Here is a 22,317-nt window from a genome sequence, read left to right on the forward strand (position 1 = left end):
CGTGGCGCGAACCACCCGTACGGTAGACGACATCCTGCCCCTCTCCCCGCTCCAGAGTGGCCTGCTGTTCCACAGCGTCTTCGACGAGGCGACACCGGACATCTACACGGTGCAGTCGACGTTCCACCTGGCCGGGCCACTGGACCAGGACCGGGCCCGGCGGGCCGCCGAGGTCCTCCTACAGCGGCATGCCAGCCTTCGCGTGGCGTTCCGGCAGCGGTCGAGCGGCGACTGGGTCCAGGTCGTCGCGGCCCGGTACCGGCTGCCCTGGACCGAGGTGGACCTCTCCGGTCGGGACGCCGATCAGGCGGACGCCGAGGCGCGCCGCGTCACGCTCGCCGACCGTGAACGGCGCTTCGACATCGGACGCCCGCCGCTGATCCGGTTCACGCTCATCCGGCTCGGCGAGCTCAGCCACCGTCTCGTGCTCACCATCCACCACACGGTGCTCGACGGCTGGTCGCTGCCCATCCTGCTCAAGGAGTTCCACACCCTGTACGTCACGGACGCCGACTCTCGGCAGCTGTCGCCGGTCGTGCCCTACCGGACCTACTTGGAGTGGCTCGCCCGGCAGGACGCCGACGCGACCCGGTCCGCCTGGGACGGCATGCTCGGCGGTCTCGCCGCCCCGACATGCGTCGCGCCCGGCACCGACCACACGCCGCAGGACCCCGGACGCCACGAGTTCGGGCTCTCCCCGCAGGACACCGACGCGCTCACGGCCGGCGCCCGGGCCGCCGGTGTCACGGTCAACACCGTGGTCCAGACCGCCTGGTCGCTGGTGCTGTCCGGGCTCACCGGCAGCGACGACGTGGTGTTCGGTGTGACCGTCAACGGCCGGCCCGCCGAACTGCCCGGCATCGAGTCCATGGTCGGCCTGTTCATCAACACGCTGCCGCTGCGGGTGCGGCTGCGCCCGGAGGCGACCGGCACCGAGCTGCTGCGCCACGTGCACACCGCCCAGGCCGAGCTGATGGCGCATCAGCATGTGGGGCTGCTGGAGATCCAGCACCGGGCAGGTCTCGGCCCGCTCTTCGACACCTCGGTCGTCTTCGAGAACTTCCCGTTCGAGGAGGCCCCCCGTGTCTCCTCCGGTACCGACGAGATCCAGGTGGTCGGCGCCGAGAGCCACTCCGCCAACCACTTCCCGCTCAGTCTTGTCGGGATGCCGCAGGACTGCCTGCGCTTCAAACTATTCCACCAGCGCGACCTGTTCGACGAGACGGCCGTCGCCGCCGTCGTCGCCCGCTTCCGCCGGGTGCTGGACGCGCTGATCCACCGGCCGGAGCTGCCGGTCGGACGGATCGACCTGACCGGCCCCGAGGACCGCGAGCGCGTCATGGCGTACGCCACCGGCCCCGCAGGGGAGCTCGACGGCGCGACTCTGCCCGAGCTGTTCACCGAGCAGGCCCGCCGGACACCCGAGGCGCCGGCCGTGCGGGCCGGCGGGCGCGTGCTCACCTACCGTGAACTGGACGCCCGCGCGAGCTTCCTGGCCCGCGAACTCGTCCGCCGGGGCGTCGGTCCCGGCCGGCACGTCGCGGTGATGCTGCCACGCGGCCTCGACCTGGCGGTCGCCCTGCTCGGAGTCGCCAAGTCCGGCGGCGCCTACGTGCCCGTCGACCCGGACCACCCCGCCGAGCGCGTCGCCGCCGTCCTGGCCGACAGCGCGGCCGTCCTGGTCATCGCCGAGCCCGGCACCGCCCCGCCCGCCGTCGACACGCTCGCCGTCACCGACGGCGAGGCCGACTCGTACACGGCCGGCCCGCATCCGCACGACCCCGCGTACCTGATCTTCACCTCGGGCTCGACCGGCCGGCCCAAGGGCGTCGTCGTCGAGCACCGCTCGGTCGGCGCCTACCTCAGCCGCGCCCGCGACGCCTACCCCGACGCCACCGGACTCGCGCTCGCGCACTCGTCGGTCGCCTTCGACCTGACCGTGACCGGTCTGTACACCCCCCTGGTCTCCGGCGGCTGCGTCCACCTGGCGGAGCTGCCCGACGCCACCGGCGGCCCCCGCCCCACCTTCCTCAAGGGCACCCCCAGTCACCTGGAGCTGCTCGGCACGCTGCCGGACACGGTGTCGCCGTCCGGCACCCTGATCCTCGGCGGCGAAGCCCTGCGCGGCGAGGCCGTCCGCGGCTGGCGGGCCGCCCACCCCGAGGCCCTCGTGATCAATGCCTACGGGCCGACCGAAGCCACCGTCAACTGCCTGGAGCACCGGGTGGAGCCGGGCAGCGACCTGCCCGACGGCCCGGTCCCGGTGGGTCGCCCCTTCCCGAACACCCGGACCTACGTCCTGGACGGTGCGCTGCGCCCGGTCGCCCCCGGTGTCACCGGCGAGCTGTACGTCGCCGGCGTGGTGCTCGCCCGCGGCTACGCGAACCGCCCCGGACTCACCGCCGAACGCTTCGTCGCCGATCCCTACGGCGCCGCGGGCGAGCGGATGTACCGCACCGGCGACCTCGCCCGCTGGCGTCCGGACGGCAACCTCGAGTACGCCGGCCGCGCCGACGCCCAGATCAAACTGCGCGGCTTCCGTGTGGAGCCCGGCGAGATCGAGGCGGTCGCCGCCGGCTTCCCGGGGGTCACCCGCACCGTCGTCGTCGCCCGCGAGGACCGCCCGGGCGACCAGCGGCTGGTGGCCTACGTGACGCCCGAGGACGTCGACACGGACGCGCTGCGTGAGCGCCTGGCCGGTGCGCTGCCCGAGTACATGGTGCCGTCGGCCGTCGTCCCACTGGCCGCCCTGCCGCTGACCCCCAACGGCAAGACCGACCGCCGGGCCCTGCCCGCGCCCGACGAGAACGCCTACGCGCTTCCCGTGCGGCGAGCCCCCCGCGACCCTCGGGAGGAGCTGATCCGAGAGCTGTTCGCCGACGTCCTCGGCCGGTCCGCCGTCGGCGCGGACGACGACTTCTTCGCCCTGGGCGGCCACTCCCTGCTCGCGATCCGGCTGGTCAGCAGGCTGCGTACGGCCCTTGGCGTGGAACTGGCCGTCAAGCAGCTCTTCCAGAACCCGACACCGGCCGCGCTCGCCCGGTCCCTGACCGGCACCGGCGAGGTCCGGCCGCCGCTCGACGCCCGCGAGCGGCCCGAGCGGATACCCCTGTCGTACGCCCAGCAGCGCCTGTGGTTCCTGCACCGCCTGGAGGGGCCCAGCCCGGTCTACAACCTGGCCTCCGCCCTGCGCCTGGACGGTCCCCTCGACCGGGTGGCGCTGAGCGCCGCGTACGCGGACGTCGTCGCACGGCACGAGAGCCTGCGCACCGTCGTCGCCGAGGACGAGAACGGCGCCCACCAGGTCGTACTGCACGACGCCACACCCGAGTTGGTGCTGGTCCGCTGCACCGAGGAGCAGCTCGACGCCACCCTGGCCGAGCACGCCCGCCACCCCTTCGACCTCGCCCGCGACCTGCCCATCCGGCTCTGCCTGTTCGAACTGGCCGAGGACCGGCACGAACTGCTCGTCCTGCTGCACCACATCGCCGGCGACGGCTGGTCGACGCCATTGCTCACCCGCGATCTGACCCTCGCCTACACGGCCCGCGCGGCGGGGCGCGCCCCGGTCTGGCACGACCTGCCCGTCCAGTACGCCGACTACGCGCTCTGGCAGCGCGAACTGCTCGGCGCGGAGGAGGACGGGACCAGCCGGGCCGCCCGCCAGCTCGCCTTCTGGCAGGCCGCGCTCGCGGACCTGCCCGAGGAGGTCCCGCTGCCCACCGACCACCCGCGTCCGCCCGCCGCCTCCTACCGGGGCGACAACGTCGTGATCCGGATACCGGCGTCCCTGCACCGGGCGATCGCGGACCGGGCGCGGGAGGCGAACGTCACCGTTTTCATGGTGGTGCAGGCCGCGCTCGCGGTGCTCCTGTCGCGGCTCGGCGCGGGAGACGACATCCCCCTCGGCACCCCCGTCGCCGGCCGGCTCGACGAGGCCCTGGACGACCTCGTCGGCGACTTCGTCAACACCCTCGTCCTGCGCACCGACGTCAGCGGCGACCCGACCTTCGAGGAACTCCTCGGCCGGGTCCGGGAGACCGACCTCGCCGCCTACGCCCACCAGGACCTGCCCTTCGAACGGCTCGTCGAGGTGCTCAACCCGGTGCGGTCGCTGTCCCGCTCGCCCCTGTTCCAGACGCTGCTCGCCTTCAACAACACCAACGGTCAGGGCTCCCAGGACGCCGTCGCGCTGCTGCACGACCTCACTGTCACCACACACGGTGTCGGCAGCGGCGCGGCCAAGTTCGACCTCGCCTTCAACCTGCGCGAGCACATGGCGCGGGACGGCGGCGCCGAGGGCATGACCGGCATCCTCGAATACGCCACCGACCTCTTCGAACGGCCCACGGCCGAGCGGCTCGTGGAGCGCTTCGTGACGGTGCTGCACCGCCTGGTCGCCGAACCCGGCCGACCCGTCGGCGCCGTGGACGTGCTGCTGGACGAGGAACGCCACGCGGTACTGACCGACTGGAACGCCACCGAGCGGCCGGCGCAGGACCGGTGGTTCCTCGACCGGTTCGAGCGGTACGCCGCCGAACACCCGCACGCCCCGGCCGTCCAGGCCGACGGCGTCCGCCTCACGTACGCCGAACTGAACGCACGCGCCAACGCGTTCGCCCGGCTGCTGCTGGAACGCGGCGCGGCTGCGGACCGGTTCGTGGCCGTGGCGCTGCCACGCACCGCGGACCTCGTCACCACCCTGCTGGCCGTGCAGAAGTCGGGGGCCGCCTACCTCCCCGTCGACACCGAATTCCCGGCCGACCGGGTGCGCCGCATGCTGTCCGAAGCCGCCCCGGTCGCCCTCGTCACGACAGGGGACCTGCTGGCGCGGCTGCCCGCCGACGCCATCCCGGCCCTCCTGGTCGAGGAGACCGACCTCGCCGCCCACGACGGCTCTGACCTGCCCCGCCGGGTGCCCGGCGAGAGCGCCGCCTACGTCATCTACACCTCCGGCTCGACGGGCGTGCCCAAGGGCGTGGTCGTCCGCCGGTCGGCGCTGGACAACTTCCTGCGTGCGATGGCCGACCAGTGCGCGATGAGCCCGGCCGACCGGCTGCTCGCCGTCACCACCGTCGGATTCGACATCGCCGGCCTGGAGCTCTACCTGCCGCTGGCCACCGGCGCCACCGTCGTCGTCGCCTCGCGCGAGACCGTCCGCGACGCCGAGACGCTGCGCACCGCCGTCACCGAGCACGGCATCACGGTCATGCAGGCCACCCCCACGCTGTGGCAGGCCGCCGTGGGACGGGACGCGTCCTTCCTGACCGGCGTACGCGTCCTGGTCGGCGGCGAGGCCCTGCCCCCGGCACTCGCCGCCACCCTCACCGCGCACGCCGCGGGCGTCCTCAACGTGTACGGCCCGACCGAGACGACGATCTGGTCGACCGCGGCACCCGTGGACCGGGCGCTGCCGCACATCGGCCGCCCGATCGACAACACTCGCCTGCACGTCCTCGACGACGCGCTGCGCCCGGTCCCGCCGGGCGTCACCGGAGAGCTGTACATCGCGGGCGACGGTCTGGCCCGCGGCTACCTCGGGCAGTCGGCCCGCACCGCCGAGCGCTTCGTCGCCGACCCGTACGGCGCCCGGGGCTCCCTCATGTACCGCACCGGTGACATGGTCCGCCGGACCGCCGACGGCGACCTGTCGTACGTCGGACGCGGCGACCACCAGGTCAAGCTGCGCGGCTTCCGCATCGAGACGGGTGAGATCGAGGCCGTCCTCGGCACCCACCCGGACGTCGCCGCGGCCGCCGTGACCGTGCGCCCGGACGCCTCGGGCGAACAGCGGCTGGTCGCCCACGTCGTGGGTGACACCCACCCCTCGGTGCTGCGCGGCCACCTGTCCGCGGCGCTGCCCGAGTACATGGTGCCCACCGTGTTCGTCCTGCTCGACGAACTGCCGCTGACCGCCAACGGCAAGCTCGACCGCAAGGCGCTGCCCGAGCCCACCGACAGCCCGGAGGCCACCGGCCGGCTGCCCCGCTCGCCGCAGGAGGAGATCCTGTGCGGCCTGTTCGCGGAGATCCTCAACCGGCCGCAGATCTTCATCGACGACGACTTCTTCGCCGCCGGCGGACACTCGCTGGCCGCGATGCGGCTTGTCAGCCGGGTGCGGTCGGTGCTCGACGTCGAACTGCCGATCAGCACGCTGTTCGAGATGCCCACCGTGGCCGGGCTCGCGGCCCGGCTGGACGCGGCGGGCACCAAGCGCGCCCCGCTCGTGGCGGGCCGACGCCCCGACCGGCTGCCCGCCTCCTTCGCCCAGCAACGGCTTTGGTTCCTCAATCAGTTCGAGGACCGGCTGAGCCCCACGTACAACGTGCCCGTCGCGCTGCGCCTCACCGGCACTCTCGACCCAGCCGCCCTGAGGACGGCGCTCGCCGACGTCGTGGCGCGCCACGAGACCCTGCGCACGGTCTTCGCCGAGGACGCCGAAGGCCCCTACCAGCGCATCCTGGAGCCCCTGGCACCGTCCCTCGGTGTCGAGGACGCCACCGCGGACGACCTCGACGCACGGCTCGCCGCCGCAGCCCGCACCGGTTTCGACCTCGCCACCGACATCCCGCTGCGGGCCCATCTGTTCGCCCTCGCGCCGCACGAGCACGTGCTGCTCCTCGTGATGCACCACATCGCGGGCGACGGCGGCTGGTCGATGCCACTGCTCGTCCAGGACCTGGCGACCGCGTACGCCGCGCGCAGCGGCGGGGCCGCGCCCGCCTGGCGGCCGCTCACCGTCCAGTACGCCGACTACACGCTGTGGCAGCAGGACGTGCTCGGCACCGCCGACGACCCCTCCAGCGAGCTGGCCCGCCAGCTCGACCACTGGCGCACCGCACTCGCCGGCCTCCCCGAGGAACTGACGCTGCCTGCCGACCGGCCCCGCCCGCACACGCCCACCGGCCGGGGCGCGGAGATCCGGTTCGAGGTGCCGGCGGAGCTCCACGCCGCGCTGGAGGCCCTCGCCCAGCAGCACCGGGCGAGCCTGTTCATGGTCGTGCAGGCGGCGCTCGCCGTCAGTCTGTCCCGGATCGGAGCCGGTCAGGACATCCCGCTCGGCACACCCAGCGCGGGCCGCACGAACGAGGTCCTCGAGGGACTTGTCGGGTTCTTCGTCAACACGCTCGTCCTGCGCACCGACCTGTCGGGCGACCCCACGTTCACCGAGGTGCTGGCCCGCGTCCGGGAGACCTCCCTGGCCGCGTACGCCCACCAGGACGTGCCGTTCGAGCGGCTGGTCGAGGAGCTCAACCCGGACCGCTCGATGGCCCGGCACCCTCTGTTCCAGACGATGGTGACCTGGAACAACGCCGGTCATCAGACAGCCGGCTGGAACGCGGTGGACCTGCCGGGGCTGCGTATGCGCGTCCAGGAGGTCGGCACCGGCGTCGCCACCTTCGACCTGCTGTTCGCCTTCGCCGACCTGCGCGCGGAGCGCGGCGCACCCGACGGGCTCTCGGTGCGCCTGGAGTACAGCACCGACCTGTTCGACGACTCCACCGCCGACCGGTTCGCCGCCTGCCTGCTGCGGGTCCTGCGCGCCGTCGCCGTCGACGCCGAGCGGCCGGTGCACCGGATCGACGTGCTGGACGAGGCCGAGCGCGCCCTGCTGCTGACCGCGGTGAACGAGACCGCGCTGCCGCGCGAGGCGGTCTCGCTCGCCGAAGCGTTCGCCGCGCAGGCCGCCCGGACCCCGGACGGGGTCGCCGTGACGGCGGACGGCACAAGCCTGACCTTCCGTCAGGTCGACACTGCGGCGGAAGCGCTCGCGGCCGAGCTGATCCGCCGCGGCGCCGCCCCCGAGGAGTTCGTGGCGGTCGCGCTGCCCCGCGGCGCGGACCTGGTCGTCACGCTCGTCGCCGTACTGAAGACGGGCGCCGCCTATGTACCGGTCGACCCGTACTACCCGGCCGAACGGATCGGCCTGATGCTCGCCGACACGGCACCGCGGGTAGTCGTCACCACCTCCGCCCTCGCGGCCGAACTGCCCCTCGACGGCGTCGACCGGTTCCTCCTCGACGAGGAGCCGCCCCCGGCCGCGGCCCCCGTGCGCGCCGTACGCCCCGTCCGGCCTGAACACCCCGCGTACGTCATCTACACCTCGGGCTCCACCGGCCGGCCCAAGGGCATCCTGATGCCCGGCCGCGCCCTGACCAACCTGCTCGCCTGGCACGAGCGGGCCGTGCCCGGTGAACACGGCACCGTCGTCGCCCAGTTCACCGCCGTCGGCTTCGACGTGTCGGTCCAGGAGATGCTCTTCGCCCTGCTCACCGGCCGCACTCTCGCCGTGTGCCCGGAGGACGTGCGCCGCGACCCCGTCGCCCTCGCCCGCTGGCTCGAGCGGGAGCGCGTGGCCGAGCTGTACGCGCCCAACCTGGTCATCGACGGCGTGCTGGAGGCCGCGCGCGAGTGCGGCGCCGACCTGTCCGTGCTGCGGCACCTCGTCCAGGCCGGCGAGGCCCTCACACTGAGCGAGCCGGTGCGCGCCCACCACGGCGCCACGGCGACCCGCCTGCACAACCACTACGGTCCGGCCGAGACGCACGTCGTCACCGGCTGGACGCTCCCGGCCGACGTGGCCGACTGGCCCGGCACCGCGCCGATCGGCCTGCCGATCGACAACACCCGCGTCTACGTACTGGACACCGGGCTGCTGCCCGTCGCGCCCGGCGTGACCGGCGAACTGCACCTGGCCGGCGACAACCTCGCCCGCGGCTATCACGCGCGCCCCGGTCTGACCTCGGAGCGGTTCGTCGCCGACCCGTACGGGCCGCCCGGGACGCGCATGTACCGCACCGGCGACCTCGTCCGCTGGACCCGGTCGGGCCTCCTCGAATACGTCGGCCGGTCCGACGACCAGGTGAAGATCCGCGGCTTCCGGATCGAACCCGGGGAGGTCGAAGCCGCGCTCGCCGGGCTGCCCGAGGTGCGGCGCTGCGCGGTCGTGGTCCGCGAGGACGCGCCGGGCGACAAGCGGCTGGTCGCCTACGCCGTGCCCGCGCCCGGTGCGGACCTGGACCCGGCCCGCCTGCGCACCCGTCTCTCCGCGTCGCTGCCCGACCACCTGGTGCCGTCCGCGATCGTGCCGCTCCCCGACCTGCCCCTGACGCCCAACGGCAAGCTCGACCGGCGCGCCCTGCCCGCTCCGGACCACCACGCGCCGGCGCCGGGGCGGGCGCCCCGCTCCCCGCAGGAGGAGATCCTGTGCGGCCTGTTCGCCGAGGTGCTGCGGGTGCCCGCGGTCGGCATCGACGACGACTTCTTCGACCGGGGCGGCCACTCCCTGCTCGCCACCCGGCTGGCGAGCAGGATCCGGTCGACGCTCGGCGTGGAGATCTCCGTGCGCCGGCTGTTCGAGACGCCCACGGTCGCCGGAGTCGCCGCCCTGCTCAGGGAGGCGGACGGCGCCCGCGACGCGGTACGGCAGATGCCGCGGCCCGAGCGGCTGCCGCTGTCGTACGCCCAGCAACGCCTGTGGTTCCTGCACCAGATGGACGGCCCGAGCCCCACCTACAACCTGGCCAACGCGCTGCGGCTTTCCGGTGAGCTGGACGTCGTGGCGCTGCGGCAGGCGCTGGCGGACGTGGTGGCACGGCACGAGAGTCTGCGGACCGTGTTCGCCGAGGACGCCGAAGGACCGCATCAGGTGATCCTCGACGACGTGCGGCCGGAGATCCACCGCGTGCCGTGCACGGAGGAGGAGCTGCCCGAACGGATCGCGGCCGCGACCGCCCACGGGTTCGACCTCGCCCAGGGGATCCCTCTCCGCGTCACGCTGTTCGAGCTCGGTGAGAGCGAGCACGCGCTGCTGATCCTGCTCCACCACATCGCCGGCGACGGCTGGTCGTTGCCGGTGTTGGTGCGGGACGTGGCCGTGGCGTACGGGGCGCGGGTGGGCGGGGCCGCACCCGCGTGGACGCAACTGCCCGTGCAGTACGCGGACTTCGCGCTGTGGCAGCGCGACCTGCTCGGCGACGAGAGCGACGAGAAGGCCGAACTGGTCCGACAGCTGGAATTCTGGAAGACGGCCCTGGAAGGAGTACCGCAGGAGCTGGCACTGCCGGCCGACCGGTCACGTCCGGCGGCCGCCTCCTACCGCGGCGACCGGGTACCGCTCACGGTCTCTCCCGAACTGCACACCGCCATAGCCGAGTTGGCGGCCGCACACCGGGTGAGTGTGTTCATGGTGATGCAGGCGGCGGTGGCCGTGCTGTTGCACCGGCTGGGCGCGGGCGACGACATCCCGCTCGGATCCCCGGTCGCGGGCCGCACGGACGACGCGCTGGAAGAACTCGTGGGGTTCTTCGTCAACACACTGGTCCTGCGCACCGACGTGTCGGGCGATCCGTCCTTCGCCGAACTGCTGGACCGGATACGCGAGACGGACCTCGCGGCATTCGCCCACCAGGACGTGCCCTTCGAACGCGTGGTGGAAGCGGTCAACCCGTCCCGCTCCATGGTCCGCCACCCCCTCTTCCAGACCATGCTGATGTGGGACAACACCCCCGCCACGGACGGCGGATCACTGCCGCTGGGCGGCCTCGACGCGCGGGCCGTCCCCGCTCCCGCCGGCGGAGCCAAGGTCGACCTCACCTTCACCCTCACCGAACGGCGTGGCGGCGAGGGCGCACCGGCCGGTCTGGTGGGCGCGCTGGAGTTCGCGGAGGACCTCTTCGACCGCGGGACCGCCGAACGGTTCGCCGAGTGGTTCGTCCGGCTGCTGGAACAGGCCGTCGCCGACCCCGACACCCCCGTCGCCACACTGCGGCTCACCACCGAGAAGGAGGCCGTCGCCCTGGTCGCCTCCGGAACCGCCACCCCGGAGACGCTGCCGGAGGGCACCTTCGTGGAGTGGGTGGCCGAGGCGGTGCGGCGCTCGCCGGACGCGACCGCGGTGGAGACCGGCGACGAGGCACTCACCTTCGGCGAACTCGACACGGCCGCCAACCGGCTCGCCCACGAACTGCGCACCCGCGGAGTAGGCCCCGAATCATTCGTCGCGGTGTCCCTGCCACGCTCCACCGACCTCGTGGTCGCCCTCCTCGCCACACTCCGCACCGGAGCCGCCTACATCCCCCTCGACCCCGACCACCCCGCCGACCGCACCGCGTTCATGCTCACCGACGCTGCCCCCACCCTGCTCCTCACCAGCCGCTCGACCGACCCGGCCGCGGGCACCGGCCTGCCCCGCCTGTACATCGACGAGACGGACGTCTCCCGCCACCCCGCCACGGACGCCACGGTCGCCGTACCGGGCACGGCGGCGGCGTACGTGATCTACACCTCCGGCTCGACGGGACGGCCCAAGGGTGTCGTCGTCCCGCGGGCCGCGGTGACCAACTTCCTGCACTCCATGGCCGAGCGGTGTGCCATCGGGAACGGCGACCGGCTCGCCGCCGTGACGACCATCGGCTTCGACATCTCGGTGCTGGAGCTGTTCCTGCCCCTGGTGACCGGCGCCACCGTGGTGCTCGTGGCCCGGGACACCGTCCTCGATCCGGCCCGGCTCGCTGTTCTCGTGCGGGCCGAGCGCGACCGGCCCGGCTCCCTGCTGATGCAGGCGACGCCGGGGCTGTGGCGGAGCCTGCTCGACACCGACCCCACCGCGGTGCGCGACGTGCGGGTCCTTGTCGGCGGGGAGGCGCTGCCGCCGGATCTCGCGGACACGCTCACCGCCGCGGCGGTGAGCGTGAACAACCTGTACGGCCCGACGGAGACGACGGTGTGGTCGACCGCCTCGGAGGTGACCGAGGGCGAGGCGCCCGACATCGGCGGTCCGCTGGCCAACACATCCGTGTACGTGCTGGACGCCCGGCTCCAGATGCTGCCGGTGGGGGTGCCCGGGGAGCTGTACGTCGCCGGCACCGGAGTGGCACGCGGATACCACGCACGCCCAGGCCTCACAGCATCCCGGTTCGTGGCCGACCCCTTCGGCCCCACAGGATCCCGCATGTACCGCACCGGAGACATCGCACAACGACGCACCGACGGACACCTCGACTACCTCGGCCGCACCGACGACCAAACCAAAATCCGCGGCTTCCGCATCGAACCAGGCGAAATCGAAACCGCACTCCTCACACACCCACACGTACGACGAGCCGCCGTCACCGTCCGCGAAGACACACCCGGCGACAAACGACTCATCGCCTACGTCGTCACCGACCCCACCACCGACACCACCACACTCCGCACACACACCTCCCACACCCTGCCCGACTACATGATCCCCTCCGCCGTCATCCCCCTCGACACCCTCCCACTCACCCCCTCCGGAAAACTCGACCGCAAAGCCCTCCCCGCACCCGTCTACACCACCGCAGAAAACAGCCGCGACCCCCGCACCCCCCACGAAGAACTCCTACGCGACCTCTTCGCCGACACACTCGGCATCCCCCACCTCGGCATCGACGACAACTTCTTCGACCTCGGCGGCCACTCGCTCCTCGCCACCGCGCTGGTCAGCCGGATCCGCGCGGTCCTGCGGACCGAGGTGACGGTGCGCCGGCTGTTCGACACCCCGACGGTGGCCGGGCTCGCGGACGCCCTCGACACCTCCGGGGCCGCCCGGCCCGCCCTGGTGGCACGGCTACGGCCGGACCGTGTCCCGCTCTCCTTCGCCCAGCAGCGGCTCTGGTTCCTCGACCAGCTCGACGGCCCCACCCCGACGTACAACATCCCGACCGCGCTGCGGCTGACCGGTGACATCGACGTGGCCGCGCTCGACGCCGCGCTGCGGGACCTCGCGGCCCGGCACGAGAGCCTGCGCACCGTCATCGGCGCGGACGACGACGGCCCGTACCAGGTGGTGCGGGACGACGCGCGCGTGCCGCTCACCGTGCTGGAGACCACGGACGTGCGGCGCGACACGGCCGCTGCGGTGCTGCGCACCTTCGACCTGGCCACGGAGATCCCCGTGCGCGCCTGGCTGCTGCGGCCGGGCGGCGACGAACAGGTCGTCCTGCTGGTGATCCATCACATCGCGGGGGACGGCTGGTCGCTGCGGCAGGTCACCGAGGACCTCGTCGAGGCCTACCGGGCCCGCGCCGCCGGCCGGGCCCCCGACTGGTCGCCGCTGCCCGTCCAGTACGCCGACTTCACGCTCTGGCAGCGCGACCTGCTCGGCACCGAGGACGACCCGGACAGCCTGATCAGCCGGCAGCTCGCGCACTGGACGAAGACACTCGCGGGCGTTCCCGAGGAACTGGCCCTGGCCGGCCGGCGTCCGCGTCCCGACGTGCCGACCCACCGCGGCGAGGTGATCCCCTTCGAGATCCCCACCGCGCTGCACGGGCGGATCACCCGGCTGGCCGCGGCCGCCCATGCCACGCCCTTCATGGTGATCCAGGCCGCCCTCGCCGTCGTGCTGCGGCGCGGCGGAGCGGGCGACGACATCCCCATCGGCACGATCGTCGCCGGCCGCACCGACGACGCGCTGTCACAACTCGTCGGCTTCTTCGTGAACACCCTGGTACTGCGCACCGACGTCTCCGGCGCGCCGACCTTCGCCGAACTCGTCGACCGGGTACGGGAGACCGACCTCGCGGCGTACTCGCACCAGGACCTGCCCTTCGAGCGGCTGGTCGAGGTGGTCAACCCAGGCCGGTCCATGTCGCGCCACCCCCTCTACCAGGTCGAACTGATCTGGCAGGACCAGCGCGTCGGCACCCGGGCCGTGACCGGCGTCGACGGACTGCGGCTGGCCGAGGAACGCCTGCAGACCGGCACCGCCCGGCTGGACCTGTCCTTCTCCCTGTTCGGGCGGCGCGACGACGACGGCGCCCCGGCCGGCATCGCCGGTCAGCTGCTGTTCAGCACGGACGCGTACGACGCCCTCCGCGCCCGGCGCATCGTCGACCAACTCACCACCCTGCTGGAAGCGGCGGTCGAGGAGCCGACGACACCGGTCGACGAACTCCCGACCACCGGCCCGGACCTGGCCGCGCGAGCGGTCACGCTCGGCCAGGGACCGCACGGCATACTCGCCGACCACACGCTCGCCGAGCTCTTCGAGGACCAGGCGGCGCACACCCCCGACCGGGCCGCCGCGGTCGCCGACGGCACCACCGTCACCTACCGCGAGCTGGACGAACGGGCCGACGCGCTCGCCGCGCGGTTGCGGGCGGCCGGCGCCGGCCCCGAGCACTACGTGGGGGTGCTGTTGCCGCGCTCGGCCGACCTCCTGGTGGCCCTGGTGGCCACCCTCAAGTGCGGCGCGGCGTATCTGCCGCTCGACAGCGCCCTGCCCGCCGGACGCGTCGCCGTCATGCTGGCCGACCTGCGGCCGACGGCGATCGTCACGGACGGCGCGCTACGCGCGACGCTGCCCGCGACCGACGCACGGATTCTCGAGGTCACCTCCGCTCCGGCGGCCTCGGCCGCCGACGGTCCCGCGACCACCCCCCGTCCCCGGCGGCGCGCCACCCCGGACAGCCCCGCCTACGTGATCTACACCTCCGGGTCCACCGGCCGGCCCAAGGGGGTCGTGATGACCCAACGCGCGATGCGCAACCTGATGACCTGGCACGCGCGCACGCTGCCCTCGGCGGGCCCGAGCAGGATCGCCCAGTTCTCCGCGGTCGGCTTCGACGTCTCCGTCCAGGAGGTGCTCGCCGCCCTGCTCCACGGCGACACCCTCGTGGTCTGCCCCGAGGACGTCCGCCGCGACCCGGTGGCCCTCGCCGAGTGGCTGGCCGAGACGCGGGTGACGGACCTGCTCGCGCCGAACCTCGTCATCGACGCGGTACTGGAGGCCGCCGCCGACAACGGCACGGACCTGGGAACGCTGCGCACGGTCGCCCAGGCCGGCGAAGGACTCACCCTGCGCCCCCACGTGCGCGCGTTCTTCGCCGCCCACCCCGGCACCCGGCTCCACAACCACTACGGTCCCGCCGAGACCCACGTCGTCTCCGCCTGGACCCTGCCGGACGCCGTGGCCGACTGGGCGGACGACGCCCCCATCGGCGTACCGCTCGACAACACCCGGCTGCTCGTGCTCGACGACCGGCTGCGTCCGGTGGCCCAGGGCGACCCGGGCGAGCTGTACATCGGCGGTGCCGGCCTGGCGCGCGGCTACCACGGCCGGCCCGGTCCGACCGCGCAGCGCTTCCTGGCGGACCCGTTCGGCCCGCCCGGTGCCCGTCTGTACCGCGCCGGCGACCTGGCCCGCTGGAACGAACACGGCGCGCTGGAGTTCCTCGGCCGAGCCGACGACCAGGTGAAGATCCGTGGCCAGCGGGTCGAGCTCGGCGAGATCCAGCACTCCCTGTCCGCGGCACCCGAGGTGGCCCGAGCGGCGGTCGTGGTCCGCGAGGACCAGCCCGGGGACCAGCGGATCGTCGGCTACGTGGTTCCCGCGCCCGGCGCCGAGTGCGACCCGGCGGTGCTGCGGGAGCGGCTCAGGCGCACCCTGCCCGAGTACATGGTGCCGGCCGCGGTCGTCGTCCTCGACACCCTGCCGCTCACCGCCACCGGCAAGCTGGACCGGCGCGCGCTGCCCGCCCCCGCCCACGACACCCACCGGGCGGGCCGCCCGCCGCGCGGGGCGGAGGAGGAGATCGTCTGCGGCCTGTTCGCCGAGGTGCTGCGTGTCCCGTCGGTGAGCGCGGACGACAACTTCTTCGAGCGCGGCGGGCATTCGATGCTGGCGGCGAGTCTGGTCGCCCGTCTGCGGGCGGCGCTCCAGGCACCGGTGACCGTCCGGATGCTCTTCGACGCGCCGACCCCGGCCGAGCTGGCCGCCCGGCTCACGGACGGCGGGGACGACGTCGGCACGATGCGGTCCTTGCTGCCCCTGCGCACGCGCGGCACGCAACCGCCGCTGTTCTGCCTCCACCCGGCGTCCGGCGCCGCCTGGTGCTACGCGGCCCTGCTCACCCATCTCCATCCCGGGCAGCCGGTCTACGGCCTCCAGGCCCGAGGTCTCGCCGATGCGCAGGGCAGGCCGGCGACCGTGGAGGAGATGGCCGACGACTACGTGCGGCAGATCCGCGCGATCGTCCCGGCGGGCCCCTGCCGGCTGCTCGGCTGGTCCTTCGGCGGCCATGTCGCGCACGCGGTCGCGGTGCGGCTCGCCGAACAGGGCGTCACCGTGGACCTGCTCGCCGTCCTGGACGCCCACCCCGAGCCGGCGGACGCCGTGCCGCCCAGTCGCGAGGAGGTCGTCGCGGCGCAGATGCGCGCGGTCGGCTTCGACTTCGACCCGGCCGCCCTCGCCCGCGGTGAGCTGCCGGTCGAGCCGTACCTGGCGTTCCTGCGCCGGGAGAACCCGTCCGTGGTCGACCTCGACGACGCCCAACTCGTCCGGATGATCGACACCTTCGTGGACAACGTACGGATGATGCGCGCGTACCGGCCTGCCGTCTTCGACGGGGACCTGCTCTTCGTCTCCGCCGCGCCCGGCGGCCGGGTGGCCGGTGACGCCCGGACGTGGCAGCCGTACGTCGGCGGGCGCATCGTGGAGCACACCGTGGACGCCGAGCACGAGCAGATGCTCACGCTGCCGTCCGCGATCGCGGAGATCGGACGGGTGCTGAGCGCCGGTGAGCGTCGTGGGTAGCCTCGGCATAGAGGTGCGTAGGAACGCTGTAGACAACCGGCGCAGGCTCGGCGCATGACGGCCGTCGACCCATCCGCCGGCGAATCCACCGAGGTGGTGCCGCTGCGCCGCAACCGGGACTTCCTGCTCCTGTGGACCGGCAACTGGCTGCAGTTCTTCGGCTCCCGCCTGAGCGGTGCCTGCTATCCGCTGCTTGCGCTGGACGTCTCCGGAGGTTCGGCGCGGGCGGCGGGCCTCGCCTCGATGGCGGCCGTGGTGCCCTACGCGGTCCTGCAACTCCCGGCGGGCGTGCTGGTCGACCGGTGGGACCGGCGTCGGGTGATGGAGATCTGCGCGGTGGGCCGGGCGACGGTGCTCGCGGTCGTGGCGGCGGCGGTACTGCTGGGGAGCCTCGGCATCCCGTGGCTGCTCGCGCTGATCGCCGCGGACGTCAGCCTCGCCATCGTCGCCGGTCTCGCCGAGCGTGCCTCGGTGCTCACCATCGTGCCGGCGGCGCAGCTGACCGCGGCGATGGCGCAGAACGAGGCGCGCGGCCGGAGCGCGGGCCTGCTGGGCGGGCCGCTGGGCACCGTCCTGTTCTCCTGGGCGCGGTGGAGCCCGTACCTCGCCGGCGCCGTCGGGGCGGCCGTCGCCGCGGTCAACATACGGTTCATCCGGGCCGATTGCCGTCCGCCCCGCGCCGCACAGCGCCGCCTGGTCCGCCGGGACCTCGCCGACGGGCTGGTGTGGGTGCGCCGGCAGCCGTTCCTACGCGTGGCGATCCCGCTGACCGCGGTGGCCGGCGGCTTCCTCCAGGTGGTTTCGCTGGCCCTGGTCGTCGTCCTGGTCAAGGAGCAGGGCCACGACGAGTCCACGGTCGGCCTGCTGCTCGGCATCAGTGGCTGCGGCGGGTTGCTCGGGGCGCTCACCGCCCGCTGGTGGACGCGCCGTGTACCCCTGCCGGCACTGCTCTGCGGCGGCTTCGCGGTCTGGGCGCTGCTGATGGCCGGCATGTACGTGGTCTCCAGCCCCGTCGGCCTGGGCGTGCTGTTCGGCGCCATGAACCTGATCGGTGCTGTCTTCGGCGTCGCCGCGGCCGTCTACCAGATGACCATGACGCCGCACGAGATGCAGGGCCGGGTGGCGGCGGTCGCCGGGCTCGTCACCGCGGCCGGATCCACCGCGGGCGCACTCGCCTTCAGCTCGCTCATCGACCGGTTCGACGGACCGACCGCCATTCTCCTGAGCGCCGGGGGCATGGCCCTCGTCGCGCTGGCGGCCCTCCTGGTCCCGGCCATGCGCCGGGCCCGGCTTGTCACCGACACCCCTGTCGCGCCCGCCGCGGAGGCGGCCGACCCGACCTCTGTCTGACCCGACCCGAAGGACCGTTTCATGGACCTGAGTCTGTTCTACTTCGCCCACGACAGCACGGAAGCCGGTGACGGGGGCCGCTACCAGCTGCTGATCGAGGGCGCGAAACTCGCCGACCGGGCGGGGCTCGCCGCGGTGTGGACCCCGGAACGGCACTTCGATCCGTTCGGCGGCGCCTACCCCAACCCCTCCGTGCTCGGCGCGGCGCTGGCCACCTGCACCCAGCGGATCGGCATCCGGGCCGGCAGCGTGGTGGCCCCGCTCCACCACCCGGCGCGGATCGCCGAGGAGTGGTCGGTCGTCGACAACCTGTCGGGCGGCCGGGTCGGCGTCGCCTTCGCCTCTGGCTGGAACGCCGTCGACTTCGCCCTGCGGCCGGAGAGCTACGCGGAGCGTCGCACGCTGGTACGGGACACCGCCGAGCAGGTACGGCGGCTGTGGCGCGGGGAGCCGATGGCCGCCGAGGACGGCCTCGGCCGGGCGGTGGAGATCCGGGCCTACCCGCCGGCCGTGCAGAGCGAACTGCCGATCTGGCTGACCTCGGCCGGCGGTGTGGACACCTTCCGTGCGGCGGCCCGGATGCGGGCGGGCGTGCTCACCCACCTGCTGGGCCAGAGCCTGGAGGAGGTCGCCGGGAAGATCGCCGAGTACCGCCGGGTCGCGGCGGCCGAGCACGACGGCTGGACCGGTCACGTGGTGCTGATGCTGCACACCCTGCTGGGCGACGACCTGGAGCGGGTGCGCGAACTGGTGCGCGGACCCTTCACCGCCTATCTGAAGAGCTCGGCGAACCTGACCGCCAAGTCGTTCCTGGGCAAGGACGTCGACCTGGCCCAGCTGAACGCGGCCGACATGGACTACCTGGCCGCCCGTGCCTTCGACCGCTACTTCGACACCGGGGGTCTGTTCGGCAGCGTCGAGCGTGCCGCCGAACTGCTCCCGCACATCCGCGCCCTGGGGGTCGACGAGATCGGCTGCCTCGTCGACTTCGGCGTGGAGTCCCGGGCCGTCCTCGACGGCATCGACAAGCTCGGCAAGCTGCACGAGATCGCCGCCCGGTGAGCCGTATCCGCACACAGCGACAGGACAGACAGGAGACACATATGACCACCGCACTCCGGGCAGAGCGGGACTGGGCCCCGTATGAGATCACCAGCGCGGACGTCGCCGCCCCCGACCTGGCCGACTGGCTCACCGGACTGGGCGCCGAGGAGCTCACCACACTGCTCACCGAGCGCAAGGCGCTGGTCTTCCGGGGCTTCGGCGTCACCCCGGAGTCCATCGAGCCGGTGCTGGGTCGGCTGCTGCCCAACCGCCTGCCCTACGTGCACGGAAACTCGCCTCGCACCCGGGTACGCGGCAACCTCTACACTTCCACCGAGTATCCGCAGCGCTTCACCATCTCGATGCACAACGAGCTGAACTACGCCCGCCGTTGGCCGGCCCGGCTCGCGTTCTACTGCGAGAAGGCCGCCGAGAGCGGAGGCGCGACCCCGGTGGTGGACTGCGAACTGTGGCTGTCCTCCCTCGACCAGGAGGTGCGCGAGGCGTTCACCGGCGGGGTGCGCTACGTGCAGAACCTCCACGACGGCTACGGGCTCGGCAAGAGCTGGCAGGACACGTTCGAGACGGACGACCGCCGGTCGGTGGAGGAGTTCCTGACCGCCTCGGAAGCGGAGTGGGAGTGGGGGACTGACGGCATCCGGATCACCCAGCTGCGCCGGGCGGTCACCCGGCATCCGGTGACGGGCGCCGAGGTGTGGTTCAACCAGGCCGACCAGTGGCATCCGGCCGGGCTCGGCGACGAGACCTCCAAGGAGCTGTACGAGATCCTCTCGCCCGAGGAGTTCCCGCAGTACGTCACCTTCGCGGACGGCAGCCCGATTCCGGACGAGTACGTCGTCCAGATCCGCGACCGCGGGCTGGAGGCCGCCGTGGACGTCGACTGGCGGGCCGGTGACGTCCTGCTGATCGACAACGTGCTGACCGCGCACGGCCGCCGGCCGTTCGAGGGCACCCGCCGCATCCTGGTGGCGATGTCCGACTGAACGGGGGCGCCCCCCGGTGTGCCGTCTCGGGACGGCACACCGGGGGGACGGGCAGGGTGTGAGACGGACGGCGCGCTCCGGGCGGCCCCCGGTCCCGGGCGCGTGTCTCATGTCGCCGCGATGTCCGCCGGGTCGGCGCGTGGTCCGCGCGGCCCAGCAGCATCAGTGGTCCGCTCCGGCGCAGGCCGCCGCGGACAGCGCGGTCCCGCCGGCGTCGGACTCCAGGTCCCCGCAGTCCGCCTCGGCCACCATCTCGGTGGCGATCAGCCGGGTCAGCGAGGCGAACCGGAAGCGCAGCCGGCCGTGGTCGTCGACCGAGGACGGCACGATGAACCAGGCGTCGGCCAGCTTCTCCAGCCGCTCCTCGACGACCGGCTCCAGCGCCGTCCGGTCGGCGAGCGCATCCGCGCCGAACTCCGGCTCTGCGATACGACCGAGCCTCGGCAGCAGCGCGCGTGCCTCTTCGGGGAGTTGCTCCATCGCCGTCATGAGGGTCCCGCGGATGCTCTGGGTGCCGTACGCCAGTTCGTCCAGACGACGGTAGGGGTTGGACAGCCGCGAGGCGAGGTCGCCGATCGTCCACAGCGGCCGGGCGGCCAGCCGCGCCCCGACGAGGCGCAGCGCCAGCGGAAGGCCGTCGCAGAACTCGACGACCGCACGAGCCGCCGGCGGGTCCTTCAGCACCGTCTCCTCTCCCCCGATGGCGGCGAGGAGTTCCACCCCGTCCTTCGTGAAGAGCGGCCCCAGGGACACGGTGTCACCGTAGGTCACGGAAGGCAGCCGGCTGCGGCTGGTCATGACGACCGCCGCGTGCGGGCTGTTCGGGACGAACTGCTCGACGTCCATGCCTGTGACAACGTCGTCAAGGACGATCAGTACGCGCCGTCCGTGCGAGGCGAGCCGGTACAGCCGCACCAGTTCGTGCAGTTGGCCGTCGGGGCACGTGTCCTGGCCGAGGCCGTTGAGCAACTGGCTCAGAACGCTCTCGGGTCGGCGTACGGTCCCGTCCGCCTGTCGGGTCCGGGCGAACAGCACACCGTCCGGGAACATCTCCGCGCAGTTGTGGGCGGCCCGGACCGCGAGCGCCGTCTTGCCGGACCCCACCGGCCCCGTGATGAGAATGCGCACCGGTGCCGAGCGGGTCGACAGTTCCGCGGCGGCGGCCACCCCGCCCTCCACTGCCACGAGTTCGGCCGTACGCCCGACGAGGGGGGTGATGTCGGGCGGCAGCAGCACGGCCGCCGTCCGCCTCGGCTGCGCCTGCGTGATCATCACGGGTGTGGAGTCGGCGGGCGGCTCGGTGTAGTCGTCGAGGACCGACTGATACGCCTCGGACAGCTCCGGGCCGGGGTCCACCCCCAGCTGTTCCGAGAGCAGCTTGCGTCCCTCGTGGAAGGTGAGGAGCGCGTCGGCCTGGCGGTTGCTGCGGCCGAGCGCGACGACGAGCTGGGCGCGGAAGCGTTCGCGCAGCGGGTGCTGGCTGACCAGGGCCATCAACTCGGGTATGAGTCTGGCCTGTTCACCGACCGCCAGTTCCGCGGCGATCCGCTGCTCGGTCGCCGCGACGAACGCCTCCTCCAGAGCCGGCCGTTCGAGCTCGGCGAGGTGTTCGGTGACGTTGGCCAGCGCCGTGCCGCGCCAGAGCTCGAGACCGGCCTTGAACTTGGCCCCCGCCGTGCGGTGGTCGCCGTGGTCGAGCGCGCGCCGCCCGGCCTCGACGAGGTTTTCGAACTGAAGCAGATCGAGCGCCGAGTCGTCGATGTCGAGCTGGTAGCCGCGGTGCTGCCGGGTCAGCCGCACCTCGTCGCCCAGGCTCTTTCGGAGCTTGTGTATGTACGTATAGATCTGTGCGTGCATCGATGAGGGCGGGGACCAGCCCCACAGGCGTGCGCTGAGCTGCTCGTAGGTCACCGACCGGCCGCGGGCCAGGAGCAGGGTGCTGAGCACGGTGTGGATCTTGGTGCCGGAGAGTCTGACGGGAGTGCCGTGGGAGAGGACCTCGACCGGGCCCAGAAGACGAAATTCCATCCGTGTGGATCCTTGTGGCTAGTGGCGGGTGCTGCTCGGGGCATGCGTCGGCCAGGGCGCGGGAAAGCGCTCTGCGCGAGCGCGATCGGTCGCCCCCCACAGGGAAGTGCGCGAGCCGAGAAGGCATGCCTGAACGCGGAAGTACGACGGACGCGTGGGCGATGACGCCGACGACGGGATCGCTTCCGGGGGCGGTTCAGGGGAGCGCGCGAGATGGCCGTGCGATGAGCCACGGCCCGCGGAGCCCCGGACGGTGTGACGCGGAGTGCTGGTGTCCGCGCCGGCGCGTACAGCGGCACCGGGCGACCGTCCGGTCGGAGAGAGCCGGAT

General features: G+C 73.1%; 5 protein-coding genes. 4 read left to right on the forward strand and 1 reads right to left on the reverse strand.

The window, feature by feature from the left end; all coding sequences use genetic code 11:
• The first annotated feature begins 1 nt into the window (after position 1).
• Genes SMIR_RS08340 through SMIR_RS08355 form a run of 4 tightly spaced genes read left to right on the forward strand, consistent with a single transcriptional unit; the run spans position 2 to position 19,959 of the window.
• Positions 2-16,561, forward strand: coding sequence for a non-ribosomal peptide synthetase (locus SMIR_RS08340; RefSeq protein ID WP_212726826.1), 16,560 nt, complete (start codon positions 2-4; stop codon positions 16,559-16,561).
• Positions 16,562-16,615: 54 nt separating this feature from the next.
• Positions 16,616-17,911 (forward strand): MFS transporter, encoded by a 1,296-nt coding sequence (locus SMIR_RS08345; protein ID WP_212726827.1) that lies wholly within the window; start codon positions 16,616-16,618, stop codon positions 17,909-17,911.
• A 21-nt stretch (positions 17,912-17,932) separates the two neighbouring features.
• Positions 17,933-18,973 carry a MupA/Atu3671 family FMN-dependent luciferase-like monooxygenase gene (locus SMIR_RS08350; RefSeq protein ID WP_212726828.1) on the forward strand — a complete coding sequence of 347 codons (1,041 nt, stop codon included), beginning with the start codon at positions 17,933-17,935 and terminating at the stop codon, positions 18,971-18,973.
• 41 nt (positions 18,974-19,014) lie between these two features.
• A complete protein-coding gene (locus SMIR_RS08355; RefSeq protein ID WP_168496373.1) occupies positions 19,015-19,959 on the forward strand; it encodes a TauD/TfdA family dioxygenase in 945 nt (314 codons plus the stop codon).
• 162 nt (positions 19,960-20,121) lie between these two features.
• On the opposite strand, the gene SMIR_RS08360 is transcribed toward SMIR_RS08355, so the two are convergent.
• Entirely contained in the window at positions 20,122-21,987 is a 1,866-nt protein-coding gene (locus SMIR_RS08360; RefSeq protein WP_168496372.1) for an AfsR/SARP family transcriptional regulator, read from the reverse strand.
• Between the last annotated feature and the right edge of the window lie 330 nt (positions 21,988-22,317).

Origin of the sequence: Streptomyces mirabilis (assembly GCF_018310535.1) — a bacterium.
Lineage (GTDB): Bacteria > Actinomycetota > Actinomycetes > Streptomycetales > Streptomycetaceae > Streptomyces.